This window comes from Rossellomorea orangium (assembly GCF_019334305.1).
Classification (GTDB): Bacteria; Bacillota; Bacilli; order Bacillales; family Bacillaceae_B; genus Rossellomorea.
The window spans coordinates 404529-421438 of the sequence record NZ_JAHWGH010000012.1; the positions used below are offsets into that span (position 1 = coordinate 404529).

Consider the following 16910-nt stretch of genomic DNA (forward strand, 5'->3'; position numbering starts at 1 on the left):
AGTGAGATTTACATAAGCTAGGTGAAAAAATGGTGAAAGTAGAAGATTTTGATTTTCATTTACCTGAAGAACTAATTGCCCAGACCCCTCTTGAGAACCGCTCCGAGAGTAGATTGATGGTGCTGGATAAAGAAGATGGTTCCATGGATCATATCCGTTTTAAACAGATTACCGATTACCTGGAAGAAGGGGATTGCCTCGTCTTGAATGATACACGGGTATTGCCGGCTCGTCTTTTTGGGCAAAAAGAAGGTACAGGGGCCAATATAGAAGTGCTCCTCTTAAAACAGGAAGATGGGGACCAGTGGGAGACCCTGGTGAAGCCGGCTAAACGGATCCGGGTCGGAACGGAGATCGTGTTCGGTGACGGGAAGTTAAAAGCAACCTGTGTCGATTTGAAAGAACATGGCGGAAGGATCCTTGAATTCTCGTATGAAGGGATTTTTTATGAAGTGCTGGATGAATTGGGGGAAATGCCTTTGCCTCCATATATCCGGGAACGCCTGGAAGAACAGGACCGCTATCAAACAGTGTTTGCCAAAGAAAGAGGTTCAGCTGCTGCTCCAACTGCGGGCCTTCACTTTACCGAGGAACTGTTGGATGAGCTGAGAGATAAAGGTGTTCATATTGCATTCATTACTCTGCATGTTGGCCTCGGAACCTTCAGACCGGTATCTGTGGACACAATCGAGGAACATGACATGCATGCTGAGTTCTATCAGGTTTCTGAGGGGACTGCCCGCCTATTAAATGAAGTAAGGGCAAATGGAGGGCGCATCGTTACAGTCGGAACGACATCCACCCGGACACTTGAGACCATTGCTTCAAAACACGGCACGTTCGTGGAAGAGAATGGCTGGACGAATATATTCATCTATCCTGGATACGAGTTTAAAGGGATCGATGGTCTGATTACGAATTTCCATCTGCCGAAGTCGACCCTGATCATGCTGGTCAGTGCGTTTGCAGGTCAGGAAAACGTGATGCATGCCTATGAAACGGCCGTTAAAGAGAAGTATCGCTTCTTCAGCTTCGGCGATGCCATGTTGATTAAATAATGATTGAAGTATAAGAAAACCCAATGGAAATTGGAAGGAGAATTCCCAAGTTGACTGCAATAAAATACGAATTGATTAAAACATGTAAACAAACCGGTGCAAGATTGGGCCGGGTCCATACACCACACGGTTCATTTGAAACCCCTGCCTTCATGCCTGTGGGGACGATGGCTACGGTGAAAACGATGTCCCCTGAGGATCTGAAATCCATGGAATCCGGCATCATCCTTAGTAATACCTATCATCTTTGGCTGCGTCCGGGCCATGAAATCATAAGAGAAGCGGGGGGCCTTCATAAATTCATGAACTGGGATCGTGCCATCCTGACCGATTCAGGCGGCTTCCAAGTGTTCAGTTTAAGTAAGCTTCGCCAGATTGAAGAGGAAGGGGTCCATTTCCGTCATCATCTGAACGGGGATAAACTTTTCCTCAGTCCGGAGAAAGCGATGGAGATTCAGAATGCATTGGGCTCGGATATCATGATGGCATTCGATGAATGTCCACCTTACCCTGCAGAATATGACTATATGAAGAGTTCTGTGGAGCGCACCTCACGTTGGGCTGAACGCTGTCTGGAAGCTCACCAGCGACCACAGGATCAAGGGTTATTTGGAATTGTACAGGGAGGGGAATACGAAGAATTACGTAAGCAAAGTGCCCGCGATCTTGTTTCCATGGACTTCCCGGGTTATGCCGTCGGTGGACTTTCTGTCGGAGAGCCTAAGGACGTCATGAACCGTGTACTTGATTTCACGACTCCTCATCTTCCTTCAGATAAACCTCGATACCTTATGGGAGTTGGATCTCCGGATTCATTGATCGATGGTTCAATGCGAGGAATCGATATGTTCGATTGCGTGCTTCCAACCCGAATTGCCCGTAATGGTACCCTTATGACAAGTGAAGGGCGTCTTGTTGTGAAAAACGCCAAATTTGCAAGGGATTTCAGGCCGATAGACGAAAATTGTGACTGCTACACGTGTAAAAATTACAGCCGTGCCTATATCCGTCATTTAATCAAATGTGACGAAACGTTCGGAATTCGCCTTACGACTTATCATAACCTTCATTTTCTGTTAAAATTGATGGAGCAAGTCAGACAAGCGATTCGTGAAGATCGTCTAGGAGACTTTAGGGAAGAATTTTTCGAGCAGTACGGCTTCAACCGTCCAGATGCGAAAAACTTCTAAAAAAGCATGCTATAAATAATTCAGTGAAAGGAGGGGAAAAGAATGGGAGGAAGTTTAGGAACAATACTACCTTTGATTTTAATGTTTGTTCTGTTTTATTTTTTACTGATCCGTCCTCAGCAAAAGCGTCAAAAAGCGATCTCAAAAATGCAAAATGAGCTTGCGAAGGGTGATAGAATCATCACGATTGGCGGTTTACACGGATCAATCGATGCCATTGAAGAAGGTAAAATAGTCATCCTTTGTGGTGACGGCAGCCGTCTTACATATGATCGTAATGCGATCAGGGAAGTCGTTAGAGCTGAGCAGGTTTAATTAAAAAGGGTTCCTCATCATCGTGCCTCGGCACTTTGAGAGGAACCCTTTTTATTTCTGTTCTAATCTTCTCTTGTACCGCCACTCATATTCACACCAAGTATTCCTCCCATCATGGCTGTGAGGATGTAGCAGCCGTGATAAATAAGCTGTTCCATTGAAAAGAGGCTGTCATAACCGAGGTATTGAAATAAGAAGATGACAAGCGTATAAATGAGTCCTGTCGACCCTCCCAGCATCCATCCTTTTGTTTTTCCCTTTCCACCTGACATGAATCCACCAACAAACAATGATAGGAACGAAATGATGGTGACAAATAGCGTGATGGAGCTTTCGGTAAGATTAGTGAACCTGAGCAGTAAAGAGAATAATAAGCTTGCAACAATCGCTATGACAAATATGGTAGTCGCTCCATAAAGGACGGCACCACCCATTTTTTTTGCTTCGATGACGGTCCTCTCCCTTCTATCTCGATAATTTTATTCCGTATTAGTACAAGCATATTCCTGTCCATTGTAAAAAAGACTAGAAATTTTCAGTGGTCAAGCCTCATAGACTAGTATGAAACTTCCTTTTAGGATAAGGAGTGAGTGACCATGTCCCCGATGATTGTATTGATTGTATTCGTTACAGTTTATATCCTTTTAATGACTGAAAAGTGGAATCGTGTACTCGCTGCCATGGCCGGTGGGGTCGCCATGCTTCTGATAGGCGCATTTCCAATTGAAAAGGCGCTTTTCACCTACATTGATTGGAAAACCATTACTCTTTTGTTTTCCATGATGCTGATCGTAACGATCACAAGCAAAACGGGGGTATTCGAGTTTATTGCCATTAAGGTCGCCAAATGGGTGAACGGGAATGGGCTGGCGCTCCTAATCGTGTTTTCTTCTCTCGCTGCAGTGGGTTCGGCTTTTTTGGCAAACGTCACGATTGCCATGCTGCTGGTACCGATCCTGTTCAAACTGACCAGGCTTCTTGAACTTCCGCCCATCCCTTTTCTGATCATGACGATCCTTGCCTGTAATATAGGCGGGACGGCAACGCTTATTGGTGATCCCCCTAATATGATGATCGGCCAGGCAGTGAAGCACTTTACGTTCAATGCCTTTCTGGAAAATTTGTTACCTGTCGTTTTGATGGTCTATGGTGTGACACTTTTGATCATGTGTGTCCTGTACAGGGAAGTGCTTCATGTGAAAGAGGATAGGAAGCTGTTGCTGAAGGGCATTGATCCTGCCGAGTATTTAAAGAAGAATAGGGGATTGTTCCAGTCCATATTTGTACTGGCATTGGTTCTCGTGGGGTTTTCAGTGTATCCAATTTTTCACCTTGATGTGACCACAGTATCCCTGGCGGGGGCCGTCCTGCTCCTCCTGCTCCTGGAGAAAATTCACCCGCCTGAATCGGTCCTTAGAGAGGTGGAATGGGGAACGCTCTTTTTCTTTATGGGCCTGTTCCTACTTATAGGGGGGATTGAAGAGGCAGGATTCATTGATGAAATCGCACGTGAAATACTGCGGGCGACGGATGGGGATATGAAGAAAACGGCGTTTGTCATCCTATGGGGAACCGGCTTACTTTCTGCAGTAGTGGATAATATCCCGTTTGTGGCGGCCATGATTCCCGTCATTCAGGAATTCGGTGAGTTCGGCATGGTCAATATGGACCCATTATGGTGGTCATTGGCTCTCGGGGCTTGCCTTGGTGGGAATGGGACGCTTCTTGGGTCTTCTTCTAACCTGGTCATCGCAGGACTTGCATCGAAGGAAAATGTACATATCAAATTTTATCAATATTTGCTTATCGGTGTTCCCGTTACAATCATATCCCTTGCTGTTTCCACACTCTATGTGTATTTCAAGTATATTCGCCCGTTTCTTGGTGGATAAATATTCCTCCGATTTATTTTGTCCTTCTGTCGATACTACATAATGACATGTGTAGGGGAGGGAAAAGCAATGGAGGAATACGTTATCATCATTGCACGCACTCTTTTTCTTTATTTTTTGATCATATTCATATTCCGAATCATGGGTAAGAGGGAGATCGGGGAATTAAGCATTCTGGATCTGGTCGTATTCATGATGATTGCAGAGATGGCGGTCATGGCCATCGAACAGCCCGATGACCCGATCATTCATACGGTTCTTCCTATGGCGGTCATAGTCCTTATACAGATTCTGTTTGCATGGTTTTCCTTGCGCTCTAAATCCTTCCGGGAGTTATTGGACGGAAAGCCCTCCGTCATCATTCATAATGGAAAAATCGATGACAAAGCCATGAAGAAACAGCGGTATAATTACGATGATTTATTACTTCAGTTAAGGGAAAAGGATATCTTTAATCTGGCTGATGTTGAATTCGCCATATTGGAACCTTCGGGGAAATTATCGGTGTTAAAGAAAGATAAAAAGACTCCTCACTCCCTTACCCTGCCTTTGATCCTGGATGGGCAGGTCCAAACCACCCATCTTGATATGATCGGCAAAACAGCCTTTTGGTTACGGAAGGAATTGAGGGAACGGGGGTTCAAAAACATTCAGGAAATCTCCTTTTGCAGCTTTCAAAATGGACAGTTTTATATTGATGAAAAAAACCAGTAATAAAAAGAGGCTGGGACAAAAGGGTTTCAGCTAAAGAGTAATCCGAACGAGTGGTTTGAAAAAATCCATCTCGTTCGGATTTTTAATTTTTAGTGCTAGAGCTTAATCCATGTATTAAGCAGGTTCCAGCTGTTGATTGGAGTGCAAGACGAAGACTCCTGCGGGAAAAGCGGAATAGGTGAGACCCCGCAGGAGCGTGAGCGACGAGGAGGCTCGCCTTCCGCCCGAGGAAAGCGAAGTCTTGCACGGAAATCAACAGCGGTGTAACACGTAATCTCATTGTTCGTCTTTAGAGTGTATAGATTTAGTTATGTCCCAGCCTCTTTTTATTTGGGAGACTAAGGAGTGATGAATCGTTTGATGAACGGTATCCTGGCAAGGTCGTTTTTCACGATGAGTTTCAGGCCGATGGAGAGCAGTGTGTACAAAATTGTGGAAGTCATGACCCCGAATAGCAGGCGGAATACTGCCGACTCGTCATCAAACAGGTGAAGGTATGAGTAGTGGCCCCATATTCCGGTTACCAAAAGGACGATGATTGTCTTCACATAATCCCTCGCGTAAATCGTCATCGGGATATATTTCAAGATCGTCATGAAGTGAAGCAGGGTCACGAGCATGAATCCCGTCACGATTCCGAGAGCAGCCCCGTTAATACCGAAAGCAGGCTGTGACGCAAGAACAAAAATGACGCCGGTTTTGACGACGGCACCTATGAGGCTGTTGATCATGGCGGCCCTGGCAAGGTTCAATGCCTGCAAAACGGCCTGTAATGGTCCCTGATAATAATAAAATAAAAAGAAGGGTGCCATGATCATGAGGAAACCTGCCCCGTTTTCATTGCCGTACATGACCTGCATGAGTGGCTTCGCATAAATGTAAAGGATGACAACTGATATCCCACCGGTGATCAGGCAGAATCTTAGAGCCTGCTGAAGTCTGTGCTCGATTAAGCTGAAGTTTTTTTGAGAATTGGCTTCGCTTATGGCCGGTACAAGAGATTGAGATAATGACAAGGTTACGAAAGATGGAAGGAACAAAAGGGGGAGTGCGTATCCTGTCAATGAACCATACTGCTTCGTCGCCATTCCCGCCGCCACTCCAGCGAGGGCAAGACTGTTGGCTACCACGATCGGTTCAAAAAACCAGGCAATCGACCCAATCATCCTGCTGCCTGTCGCAGGCAGGGCCACACTCATGAGCTCATTGAACGTTTCCCGACCATTCCGGATCGAGGTGAAGAAGTTGCGTCTGATCTTGAACTTCTTTTTAACCTTGAAGCTTGCGAACAGATAGAGAAGGGAAGCGAGTTCTCCAAGTACCGAGGCCACCATGGCAGCGGCGGCTGCATATTCAATACCGTAAGGCAGGAAGGTTTTGGTCAATAAGGCAATCAGCGTAATCCGGACCACTTGCTCGATAACCTGGGAATAAGCAGACGGTTTCATGTTCTGACGGCCCTGGAAATACCCCCTGATGACAGATGAGACCGCTACGATCGGAATGATCGGGGCGATGGCGACCAACGGATAATAGATCCGGTCATCGGTGAACAATACGTCTGTTAAGTAAGGGGCAAGTAGAATGAGAGCCGGGGTGAAGATAATCGATAATCCCATGGTAAGGGATAAAGACACCACCAATATTTTTTTTACTTTCCGGATATCACCCTTTGATTCTGCTTCAGCTACATTTTTCGAGATGGCGACAGGAAGTCCAAGTTGAGTGATGGTGATGACGAGAATGAGTGTAGGGAATGCCATCATAAATAGCCCGACGCCCTCTTCCCCGATGAACCTGGCAACGACGATCCGATTGACGAATCCTAATATTCTAGTAATAAAGGCGGCCATCATTAAGATCATGGTGCCTTTCAGAAATTTTGACATAAAATTCCCTGCCTTCTCAAAATTGGTATAATCGTATACAATGATGTATATGCACAAGGGTGGACAAAGCATGACAAGTAGTGAACAATTCCGGCTAAATATAGCCCAGATGGGGTGAACGGGGTATGAAGAACAATCAGCATCCTTATGACCGTTTTTATGAATCATTAGTACCAGCGCTTGTTAGCAAAGTAGAAGAATTCGAAGTGCTTGGCTACGGAAAGGCAGACACTGACCGCCTATGGGCCTACTTAACGAAGAAAAAATGGAAAAAGCCTGATGTGGATATGAAATTCTTTCAATTGGTGAGTGATGTGTTAACGGTCAAGCCTGGAGAGTATATGAGCTTTGAGACCATTGAAGCATATCGGTCTCCCAATTGGTTTGCCGAAGTGAATGAAGATGAATTGAATGAGCTGCTTCGCCCGAATAAGAATGGAAAATAGTCCGAAAAGAAATTGACACTCTTTTCTTTCTCGTAGATAATGAGAATGTTGAAGAATTCAGGAATTATATTACTTTTTTAAGCACATAGTTTGTATGGTTTTTAAAACGGCAAGGAGGATCTATACATAATGGTAAAGCGTGGCCGAATAATTGCCTTCTTTATACTTGTGGTATTGCTTGCAGGTACTATGGGAGGAACTACGAAGAGCATAGTCGATAACATCAAACTGGGATTGGACCTTCAGGGAGGGTTTGAAGTTCTTTACGAAGTTCAGCCTATCAAAAAAGGTCAGGAAATCACGAAAGAGACCGTCGCCAATACAGCGGATGCACTCGACAAGCGTATCAACGTATTGGGAGTCAGTGAACCCAACATCCAAATTGAAGACGGGAACCGCATCCGTGTTCAACTTGCTGGTGTGGAGGATCAGAACGAGGCAAGGGAAATCCTTTCCACTCAAGCCAATCTGACGTTCCGTGACGTAAACGATAAAGTCCGTCTGGACGGTTCGGATCTTGCGTCTGGATCTGCGAAACAGACATTTGATGACAAAAACAATCCGATTGTTTCATTAAAGTTGAAAGATCGCTCTAAATTCTATGAATTAACGAAGGAAATCTCAGCTATGTATCCTCAAAATCAGCTGGTTATCTGGCTTGATTTCGAGGAAGGAAAAGATTCTTACAAAGCTGAAGCAGGGAAAGCGGATCCGAAATTCATCTCTGACCCGGCGGTGAGTAAGCCGATTAACTCGGATGAAGTCATCATTGAAGGGAACTTCACGGTTGAGCGTGCCCAGAATCTTGCGTCCCTTTTAAATGCAGGTGCACTTCCGGTTAAACTGGATGAGAAATATTCAACATCCGTTGGAGCACAATTCGGTCAGCAGGCACTGGATAAGACAGTCACTGCAGGGATCATCGGGATCGCGATCATTTTCTTATTCATGATTGCGTATTACCGTTTCCCGGGACTGATCGCAACGATCACCCTTTCAGTTTATATTTACTTGATACTGTTAATTTTCGATATGATGAACGGGGTCCTGACCCTTCCGGGAATTGCAGCCCTTATCCTTGGTGTGGGTATGGCCGTCGATGCGAATATCATCACATATGAACGGATCAAAGAGGAGATGCGGGTCGGGAAGCCGATACGTTCGGCCTTCCAGGCAGGTAATAAATCTTCTTTCCTGACGATCCTGGATGCCAACGTAACGACCATCCTTGCAGCGGCCGTTCTCTTCTTCTATGGGACAAGTTCGGTCAAAGGATTCGCAACGATGCTGATTGTCAGTATCCTGACAAGCTTCATTACGGCGGTATGGGGTTCACGACTGTTACTCGGCCTTTGGGTGAACAGCCGTATCTTTAATAAAAAGCCGGGCTGGTTCGGCGTCAAAAAATCCGAAATCAAGGACTTGGCGGAGAACTACGATACACTGGATCTCCCTACCCGGTTTGACCGCTTTGATTTCGCAGCACAGCGAAAGAAATTCTTTACTTTGTCAGCGGTACTCATTACGGCAGGTATCATCATCCTGGCCATTTTCCGATTAAATCTTGGAATTGACTTTGTCAGCGGATCCCGGATGGAAGTTCTGGCTGATCAAAGCCTGAAGACCGAACAGATTCAGGACGAACTGAAGGAAATTAATCTGCCTTCTGAGGATGTCGTCATCTCAGGCGATAAAGATAATATTGCGGTCGTCCGCTATACGGATGATCTGAATAAGGATGATATCGCTACACTAAAGGACCACTTCAATAAGCTTTACGGAGCTGAACCGAGTATCAGCACCGTTTCTCCCGTCATTGGGAAAGAGCTTGCACAAAACGCCATGATTGCTGTGGCAATCGCTTCTGTCGGAATCATCATTTACGTCACGATCCGATTTGAATGGAGAATGGCAGTGGGTGCGATCCTTGCCCTCCTGCATGATGCATTCTTCATCATCGCGTTCTTCAGTCTCACAAGGCTTGAAGTGGATATCACGTTCATTGCAGCCGTCCTGACGATTGTCGGATACTCGATTAATGATACGATCGTCACCTTCGACAGGCTCAGGGAGAACCTGCATAAGAAACGTAGATTGAAGACGGATAAAGACATTGAAGACGTGGTGAACCAGAGTATCAGGCAAACGATGGGGCGTTCAGTTAACACCGTCCTTACCGTTGTATTTACGGTACTTGCACTCATGATCTTCGGAAGTGAGTCCATCCGTAACTTCTCCATCGCGTTACTTGTCGGTTTGATTTCCGGTACTTATTCTTCTGTTTTCATCGCATCACAAGTATGGCTTGTCATGAAGAAGAAAGAATTGAAGAAAAAAGGTACCATCAAAACTGTAAGAGAAAAGAAAACCTGGTCGGATGAACCGCAAGTATAATGATGAAGAACAGGTCAGGGGAGTATATCTTCCCGGACCTGTTCTTTTTTGTTTTTTTACGGCATTGGGTTACAATAATAGGAGTTATAAGGGAGGCGTCATATATGAACCATGAGGATCGTTTTAAGAAAGCAGAATTTGCCGCCATGATTGGTGTGGTGGGCAATATCTTGTTGGCGATAATAAAGTGGGCTGCAGGAATACTCGGGAATAGTAGGGCCCTCATTGCTGATGCGGTCCATTCTGCATCGGATGTTGCAGGGTCCCTTGCCGTCTTTATCGGTCTGCGTGCCGCCAAGCAGCCTCCTGATCAGGATCATCCTTATGGTCATGGAAAAGCGGAGTCCATCGCGGCGATTATCGTGGCTGTCCTATTGTTCCTGGTAGGAATTGAAATCGGGAAGTCATCGATTGAATCCTTTTTTCATCCCCTTAGTCCTCCTACATCCATTGCGATTTATGCGGTCATTGTCTCCATTGTCGTAAAGGAAGCGATGTTTCAATATAAATATCGGTTGGGTAAAAGAATAAAGAGTGATGCTCTGATCGTTAATGCGTATGAGCATCGTTCGGATGTGTTTTCTTCCATTGCAGCCCTCGTAGGGATTTCAGCTTCCATCCTTGGAGGAAAGTTCGATGTAGGCTGGCTGGTTTATGCAGATCCCGTCGCGGGAATATTCGTTTCCCTCCTTGTCCTTAAGATGGCTTGGCATTTGGGTGCGGAATCAATACATACGACACTCGATCACGTTATGCACGAGGAAGACATCGTGCCGTTCCGAAAGATCGTTGAGTCCGTCCCGGAAGTGAAAGAAATCAACGAGCTTCATGCAAGGGAGCATGGGCACTACGTCATCATCGATCTAAAGATCAGCGTTGATCCTTTTATGACGGTAGAAGAGGGTCACCGGGTAGGGAAGAGAGTGAAAGAGAAGCTTTTGGGAGAATCGAATGTAAACGATGTGTTTATTCATATCAATCCATTCAATCCTGCTTCTGAAGAAAGTGATGATCAAATAGACTTAAGTTAAAGGGAGGGAATCCTCATGAAATTTCAATGGACTTTATTATTGGGTATATTCTTTGCGCTGGTGGTTTCGATATTCGCTGTCATCAACGTAGATCCCGTCACCGTCAACTATTTATTCGGTGAGTCAGACTGGCCTCTTATTTTAGTTATACTTGGATCTGTCTTCATGGGCGGGATCATTGTAGGTTCCGTTGGACTGTTTCGGCTATTCGTCATCCAGCGAAAGGTCAAATCCCTTGAAAAAGAAAATATGTTATTGAGGGAACAGGCAGAAGGGATCCATAAACAAAAGACCGAAGATATCCCGTTAAAAAAACGCGCTCCTGACTCAGTAGGGGACGTGGGGGAATGAATGAGCTTGGTGGCTTTTGCCGCCGGGCTTTTTTTTGTATTAGAGGGGCGTAAGTTGTTGGGATTTGTTTGGATGAAAATATAATTTGGCTGGATGAAGGTTGATTTCGGCCGAATTTTCAGCAAAATCCGCTGAATTAGGGAAGGAAACGGCCGGATTATTCCCACTTCGTCTGGTTTCTCACCAATAATGGCCCGTTTTAACCAGAGGGGCATCCCGCATCCAAGTATACTCACCGTTCTTCTTTTCCCAGACTGTCATTAACATTGAAACAACTCCTCCACTTTTGTATAATGAGTAAGGTTGAGGGGTGAACGTATGTTACATTCAAAAACACGTTGGATTAAGACAGAATCAGACGAACATAAAATAGCAGAACTTGCAAATGAACTAAAAGTACCCTCGCTTGTAGCAAAATTATTGTTGAACCGGGACTTGGAAGATGTTGAAGAAGCCCGGAATTTTTTATTTGATACAGGCGACTTATTTCACGATCCCTTTTTATTTGAAGATATGAAAAAAGCAACGGAACGAATCCATAAAGCCATCCAAGACGGAGAGAGAATTCTTGTTTACGGTGACTATGATGCGGACGGGGTCAGCTCGACGTCGGTTATGATGACGGTCCTGAGAGATCTTGGGGCAGAGGTGGAATTCTATATCCCTAACCGGTTCTCAGAAGGATATGGACCGAACGAAGGAGCATTCCGCTGGGCAAAGGATGAGGACTTCTCACTTATCATCACAGTAGATACGGGAATATCTGCTGTCAACGAAGCGAAATTGGCGAAAGAGCTTGGATTGGACCTGATCATAACGGATCACCATGAACCTGGACCTGAATTACCAGAAACATATGCTCTTCTTCATCCGAAGGTCGAAGGCACTTCATATCCATTTGGGGAACTTGCGGGAGTGGGGGTCGCTTTCAAACTGGCCCATGCCCTGTACGGTGAATTACCGACCCATTTACTTGATCTTGCAGCAATTGGAACCATTGCCGATCTCGTTCCTTTAAGAGGAGAGAACCGCATCCTGGCTAAAAGAGGTCTTGCACAGCTTCGGGTTTCAAACCGATTGGGGATTAAAGCATTATGCAAAATTGGCAATGCCCATCAACATGAGATAACGGAAGAGACGGTTGGATTCATGATTGCTCCAAGAATCAATGCGGTTGGTCGTTTAGGGGATGCGGACCCTGCTGTCGATCTTATGCTGACAGAAGATACAGAGGAAGCCAAAGCTCTTGCGGAAGAAATCGATGGTTTGAATAAGGAAAGGCAATCAATCGTTGCTCAAATGACCGAGGAAGCAGTTGAGATGGTGGAGAACGACTTTCCCCTGAAGGATAACGCTGTTCTCATCATCGGGAAAGAAGGCTGGAATCCAGGGGTCGTGGGAATTGTTGCATCGCGACTTGTGGATAAGTTTTATCGACCGACCATCGTGCTCAGTTATGATTCTGAAAAAGGGACTGCAAAGGGATCGGCGAGAAGCATCGTCGGATTTGATTTATTCAAGAATCTTTCCACGTGCAGGGATATCCTCCCCCACTTTGGTGGCCATCCGATGGCTGCGGGTATGACCCTGCAACTAGAAGATGTCGACCAGCTAAGGAACCGGTTGAATGAACTGGCAGAGACAGAACTTTCGCCGGATGACTTCATCCCGGTCACACAGCTAGATGCTACCGTCACCGTGGACGAAATTTCAGTGGAGTCCATTGAAAAGCTTCAACTCCTGGCACCGTTCGGGATGAAGAATCCAAAGCCGAAATGGATTCTTGAAGATGTAAGCATCGGACATTATAAAAAAATCGGATCACAACAGAATCACTTGAAGCTGGTCCTTGAAAACAATGGTATTCAATTGGACGGTGTTGGTTTCGGTCTCGGTGAACTGGCAGACCATATGACACCATTTTCGAACGCTTCTGTGATTGGTGAATTATCCATAAATGAGTGGAATAACCGAAAAAAACCACAGGTGTTTCTGCATGATGTAAAAATCGATCAATGGCAGTTATTCGATGTGCGGGGCATCAAACAGGTCCATAAGTGGAACGCCCTCATTCCTGAAGAAAATAAGAGGCTGGTTTGCTTTCATCCATCCACGTTGGACAAACTGAATCTCTCGAAAGATGAAGTGTTGTTATTGGAGGATCATTCGAGTTTGGAAGGTGTATCCATGAATAAGGCAAGTCTCGTGCTTTTGGATCTCCCGACTTCCAAGCCATTACTTGAAGACCTGTTAAAAAAGGGTAAGCCACATCGTATTTATGCTCATTTCTTTCAAGAGGAAGATCATTTCTTCAGTACGATGCCGACCCGTGACCATTTCAAATGGTATTATGGATTTTTGTCCAAACGGGGATCATTTGACCTGAATAAACATGGGGATGATCTTGCCAAGTACAAAGGATGGTCAAAAGAAACAATCGATTTCATGTCACAGGTGTTTTTTGATTTGAAGTTTGTTACAATAGTGAATGGATTTATTTCTCTCAATCCTGAGAAAACCAAGAAAGATCTTTCAGAATCTCGAACATATCAGAAGAAACAACAACAATACGAGCTTGAAAACGAATTGTTATATTCTTCCTATCAAGAGTTGAAGACTTGGTTTAATGAAAGGATGGAAGAGTCTGTTACAATTGAGGAGGAAGTAAAAGCATGGACTTAAAACAATATGTTACAATCGTTGAGGACTGGCCTAAAGAAGGAATCAAATTTAAAGACATCACGACCTTGATGGATAATGGTGATGCATATAGATACGCAACTGATCAAATCGTCGAATATGCAAAAGAAAAACAAATCGACCTTGTCGTTGGACCTGAAGCACGCGGATTCATCATCGGCTGCCCAGTCGCATACGCTTTGGGAGTAGGTTTTGCCCCGGTGCGTAAACCTGGTAAATTACCACGTGAAACGATCCAGAAGGAATACGGCCTGGAATACGGTAAAGATGCACTGACGATCCATAAAGATGCCATCAAGCCCGGCCAGCGTGTACTCATCACGGATGACTTACTTGCTACCGGTGGAACAATCGAAGCAACGATCAAGCTTGTAGAAGAACTGGGCGGAATCGTTGCGGGTACAGCATTCTTAATTGAATTAACATACCTTGACGGCCGCGACAAGCTAGACAACTATGATATCATGACATTAATGCAATACTAATTTATCAAATCTAATAAACATATACAATTTGTGATATACTGAAATAAGGGACTGACATTTGGAAAACGTGTCAGCCCTTATTTTTTTATTAAAATCATCTATACATTTGACATATCTCGACAAAATTAGATGGATTCTGAGAATTTTTCTCTAAACACTTTACAGAAGCTCTTTTTTTTTTGATAATAGTAACAATCATTAAAAATCGAACAATAATGAACTAAATTTAAATACAAAGGTGATTTTGATCATGGCTAAAGATCAAGTACTAACCCCTGAACAGGTTATTGATAAGACAAGAGCATATTTAAACGATGAGCATGTAGAAATGGTCCAGAAGGCATATGAGTACGCAAGGGACGCTCATAGTGAGCAATACCGTAAGTCTGGTGAACCCTACATCATCCATCCCATTCAGGTAGCGGGGATACTTGCGGATCTCGAGATGGATCCAGCAACCGTCGCAGCCGGGTTTCTTCACGATGTAGTGGAGGATACGGGTATTTCTCTTGGTGAAATTGAGGAAGCGTTCAATGCGGAAGTGGCCATGCTCGTTGATGGGGTGACAAAGCTCGGGAAGATTAAATACAAGTCCCATGAAGAGCAGCAGGCTGAAAATCACCGGAAAATGTTTGTGGCTATGGCTCAGGATATCCGGGTCATCCTCATTAAATTGGCAGACCGCCTTCATAACATGAGGACATTGAAGCATTTACCACAGGAGAAGCAACGTAGAATTGCAAATGAAACCCTTGAAATCTTTGCTCCATTGGCGCATCGTCTGGGAATTTCAAAGATTAAGTGGGAATTAGAAGATACGTCGCTGAGGTATTTGAATCCTCAACAGTATTATCGGATTGTCAATCTCATGAAGAAAAAACGTGCAGAGCGTGAAGAGTATCTGGAGGAAGTCGTCAATGAGGTGAAGGATAAATTGGGCGACGTGAAAATCGTGGCCGAAATCTCAGGGCGACCAAAGCATATCTACAGCATCTATCGTAAAATGGCCCTTCAAAATAAACAATTCAATGAAATATATGATCTGCTCGCCGTACGTGTCGTTGTTGACAGCATCAAGGATTGTTACGCCGTACTCGGTATTGTCCATACATGCTGGAAGCCTATGCCCGGCAGATTCAAGGATTATATCGCCATGCCGAAGCCGAATATGTATCAATCTCTTCATACGACGGTCATCGGTCCTAAGGGTGACCCCCTTGAAGTACAAATCAGGACTCTTGAAATGCACCAGATCGCTGAGTACGGGGTAGCGGCACACTGGGCCTATAAAGAAGGAAAAGAAGCCAACGAACCTGTTTCCTTTGAGAAAAAGCTTTCCTGGTTCAGGGAAATATTGGAGTTCCAGAATGAATCTGCTAATGCTGAAGAATTCATGGAGTCTCTTAAAATCGATCTTTTTTCCGATATGGTTTTTGTATTCACGCCTAAAGGAGACGTATTGGAATTACCTTCGGGATCGGTTCCCATCGACTTTTCCTACCGGATTCACTCCGAGATCGGGAATAAAACGATTGGTGCCAAGGTCAACGGAAAAATGGTCACGCTTGATTACAAGCTGAAGACGGGGGATATCATTGAGATTCTCACGTCCAAACATTCATACGGCCCGAGCCAGGATTGGCTGAAGCTTGCCCAAACTTCCCAGGCGAAGAATAAGATCAAGCAGTTCTTCAAGAAGCAGCGCAGGGAAGAAAATATTGAAAAGGGTCGTGAGCTGGTCGAAAAAGAAATCAAAAATCAGGATTTCGATGTGAAGGAAATCCTGAATCCGGAAAATATCAAACGGGTATCCGAGAAATTCAATTTTTCCAACGAGGATGATATGTATGCAGCGGTTGGATATAACGGAATCACAGCCGCACAAATCGCCAACCGTTTAACAGAAAAACACCGGAAACAGCGTGAACAGGAAGACAGCCTGGAAGAAACGATGAAGGAATTGAATGCTCAACCTGTCAAGCGCAAGAAAGATGCGGGTGTACAGGTAGAGGGTATCGATAATCTCCTCATCCGATTGTCCCGTTGCTGCAGTCCGGTTCCAGGGGATGAAATCGTCGGCTTTATTACGAAGGGCCGTGGTGTGTCTGTGCACCGTGCTGATTGTACGAACGTCATGTCAGATGAAGTGGAGCAGCGTCTCATTCCTGTATCGTGGGAAAGTGATGGGAATGACCGGAAAGAATACAATGTTGATATTGAAATTTCCGGTTATGATCGCAGAGGCCTTCTCAATGAAGTTCTTCAGGCGGTGAATGAAACGAAGACAAATATATCAGCCGTTAGTGGGAAATCGGATCGGAACAAAGTGGCCACCATCAATATGTCGATTTCGATTCAAAACATTTCCCACTTGCACAAAGTGGTAGAGAGAATCAAACAGATTTCAGATATTTATGCCGTAAGACGAATCATGAACTAAAGGAG

At 44.7% G+C, this 16910-nt stretch carries 14 protein-coding genes; 12 read left to right on the plus strand and 2 right to left on the minus strand.

What is annotated here, in order from left to right; all coding sequences use genetic code 11:
* Positions 1–32: 32 nt before the first annotated feature.
* Genes queA through yajC form a run of 3 tightly spaced genes read left to right on the plus strand, consistent with a single transcriptional unit; the run spans position 33 to position 2563 of the window.
* Complete coding sequence (queA, locus tag KYJ26_RS08605) at positions 33–1058, plus strand: tRNA preQ1(34) S-adenosylmethionine ribosyltransferase-isomerase QueA (protein ID WP_219166923.1); 1026 nt, start codon at positions 33–35, stop codon at positions 1056–1058.
* A 23-nt stretch (positions 1059–1081) separates the two neighbouring features.
* Complete coding sequence (gene tgt / locus KYJ26_RS08610; RefSeq protein ID WP_219166849.1) at positions 1082–2248, plus strand: tRNA guanosine(34) transglycosylase Tgt; 1167 nt, start codon at positions 1082–1084, stop codon at positions 2246–2248.
* A 42-nt stretch (positions 2249–2290) separates the two neighbouring features.
* Complete coding sequence (gene yajC, locus KYJ26_RS08615) at positions 2291–2563, plus strand: preprotein translocase subunit YajC (RefSeq protein ID WP_219166850.1); 273 nt, start codon at positions 2291–2293, stop codon at positions 2561–2563.
* Between the two features lie 62 nt (positions 2564–2625).
* On the opposite strand, the gene KYJ26_RS08620 is transcribed toward yajC, so the two are convergent.
* Positions 2626–2997: a TIGR04086 family membrane protein gene (locus KYJ26_RS08620; protein WP_219166851.1), complete on the minus strand. Its 372-nt coding sequence runs from the start codon at positions 2995–2997 to the stop codon at positions 2626–2628.
* A 162-nt stretch (positions 2998–3159) separates the two neighbouring features.
* Between KYJ26_RS08620 and KYJ26_RS08625 the strand changes: the two genes are divergently transcribed.
* Positions 3160–4455, plus strand: a complete 1296-nt coding sequence (locus KYJ26_RS08625; RefSeq protein WP_219166852.1) for an ArsB/NhaD family transporter — start codon at positions 3160–3162, stop codon at positions 4453–4455.
* A gap of 69 nt (positions 4456–4524) precedes the next feature.
* Positions 4525–5169, plus strand: a complete 645-nt coding sequence (locus tag KYJ26_RS08630) for a DUF421 domain-containing protein (RefSeq protein ID WP_219166853.1) — start codon at positions 4525–4527, stop codon at positions 5167–5169.
* Between the two features lie 338 nt (positions 5170–5507).
* On the opposite strand, the gene spoVB is transcribed toward KYJ26_RS08630, so the two are convergent.
* The gene (gene spoVB / locus KYJ26_RS08635; protein ID WP_219166854.1) at positions 5508–7058 is read right to left on the minus strand and encodes a stage V sporulation protein B; all 1551 of its coding nucleotides are present in this window, start codon (positions 7056–7058) and stop codon (positions 5508–5510) included.
* A 125-nt stretch (positions 7059–7183) separates the two neighbouring features.
* On the opposite strand from spoVB, the gene KYJ26_RS08640 reads away from it, so the two are divergent.
* The 7 genes from KYJ26_RS08640 to KYJ26_RS08670 all read left to right on the plus strand — a co-directional run bounded on the left by KYJ26_RS08640 (position 7184) and on the right by KYJ26_RS08670 (position 16905).
* Positions 7184–7504 carry a post-transcriptional regulator gene (locus KYJ26_RS08640; protein WP_219166855.1) on the plus strand — a complete coding sequence of 107 codons (321 nt, stop codon included), beginning with the start codon at positions 7184–7186 and terminating at the stop codon, positions 7502–7504.
* A gap of 129 nt (positions 7505–7633) precedes the next feature.
* Entirely contained in the window at positions 7634–9898 is a 2265-nt protein-coding gene (gene secDF, locus KYJ26_RS08645) for a protein translocase subunit SecDF (RefSeq protein WP_219166856.1), read from the plus strand.
* A gap of 104 nt (positions 9899–10002) precedes the next feature.
* A complete protein-coding gene (locus KYJ26_RS08650) occupies positions 10003–10929 on the plus strand; it encodes a cation diffusion facilitator family transporter (RefSeq protein WP_219166857.1) in 927 nt (308 codons plus the stop codon).
* A 15-nt stretch (positions 10930–10944) separates the two neighbouring features.
* Positions 10945–11280 carry a LapA family protein gene (locus tag KYJ26_RS08655; RefSeq protein ID WP_219166858.1) on the plus strand — a complete coding sequence of 112 codons (336 nt, stop codon included), beginning with the start codon at positions 10945–10947 and terminating at the stop codon, positions 11278–11280.
* A gap of 318 nt (positions 11281–11598) precedes the next feature.
* Positions 11599–13962, plus strand: coding sequence for a single-stranded-DNA-specific exonuclease RecJ (gene recJ / locus KYJ26_RS08660; RefSeq protein WP_219166859.1), 2364 nt, complete (start codon positions 11599–11601; stop codon positions 13960–13962).
* On the plus strand, positions 13953–14465 hold the full coding sequence (locus KYJ26_RS08665; RefSeq protein ID WP_219166860.1) for an adenine phosphoribosyltransferase: 513 nt from the start codon (positions 13953–13955) through the stop codon (positions 14463–14465). The genes recJ and KYJ26_RS08665 overlap by 10 nt, the downstream gene beginning before the upstream one ends.
* A 250-nt stretch (positions 14466–14715) precedes the next feature.
* Positions 14716–16905 (plus strand): RelA/SpoT family protein, encoded by a 2190-nt coding sequence (locus KYJ26_RS08670; RefSeq protein ID WP_219166861.1) that lies wholly within the window; start codon positions 14716–14718, stop codon positions 16903–16905.
* Positions 16906–16910: the final 5 nt, after the last annotated feature.

What these genes read in the sequence shown, in the direction of transcription:
- tgt (WP_219166849.1), top strand. Translation starts at nt 1,082, where the DNA reads ATGGAAATTGGAAGGAGAATTCCCAAGTTGACTGCAATAAAATACGAA.
- yajC (WP_219166850.1), top strand. Translation starts at nt 2,291, where the DNA reads ATGGGAGGAAGTTTAGGAACAATACTACCTTTGATTTTAATGTTTGTT.
- KYJ26_RS08620 (WP_219166851.1), bottom strand. Translation starts at nt 2,997, where the DNA reads ATGGGTGGTGCCGTCCTTTATGGAGCGACTACCATATTTGTCATAGCG.
- KYJ26_RS08625 (WP_219166852.1), top strand. Translation starts at nt 3,160, where the DNA reads ATGTCCCCGATGATTGTATTGATTGTATTCGTTACAGTTTATATCCTT.
- KYJ26_RS08630 (WP_219166853.1), top strand. Translation starts at nt 4,525, where the DNA reads ATGGAGGAATACGTTATCATCATTGCACGCACTCTTTTTCTTTATTTT.
- spoVB (WP_219166854.1), bottom strand. Translation starts at nt 7,058, where the DNA reads ATGTCAAAATTTCTGAAAGGCACCATGATCTTAATGATGGCCGCCTTT.
- KYJ26_RS08640 (WP_219166855.1), top strand. Translation starts at nt 7,184, where the DNA reads ATGAAGAACAATCAGCATCCTTATGACCGTTTTTATGAATCATTAGTA.
- secDF (WP_219166856.1), top strand. Translation starts at nt 7,634, where the DNA reads ATGGTAAAGCGTGGCCGAATAATTGCCTTCTTTATACTTGTGGTATTG.
- KYJ26_RS08650 (WP_219166857.1), top strand. Translation starts at nt 10,003, where the DNA reads ATGAACCATGAGGATCGTTTTAAGAAAGCAGAATTTGCCGCCATGATT.
- KYJ26_RS08655 (WP_219166858.1), top strand. Translation starts at nt 10,945, where the DNA reads ATGAAATTTCAATGGACTTTATTATTGGGTATATTCTTTGCGCTGGTG.
- recJ (WP_219166859.1), top strand. Translation starts at nt 11,599, where the DNA reads ATGTTACATTCAAAAACACGTTGGATTAAGACAGAATCAGACGAACAT.
- KYJ26_RS08665 (WP_219166860.1), top strand. Translation starts at nt 13,953, where the DNA reads ATGGACTTAAAACAATATGTTACAATCGTTGAGGACTGGCCTAAAGAA.
- KYJ26_RS08670 (WP_219166861.1), top strand. Translation starts at nt 14,716, where the DNA reads ATGGCTAAAGATCAAGTACTAACCCCTGAACAGGTTATTGATAAGACA.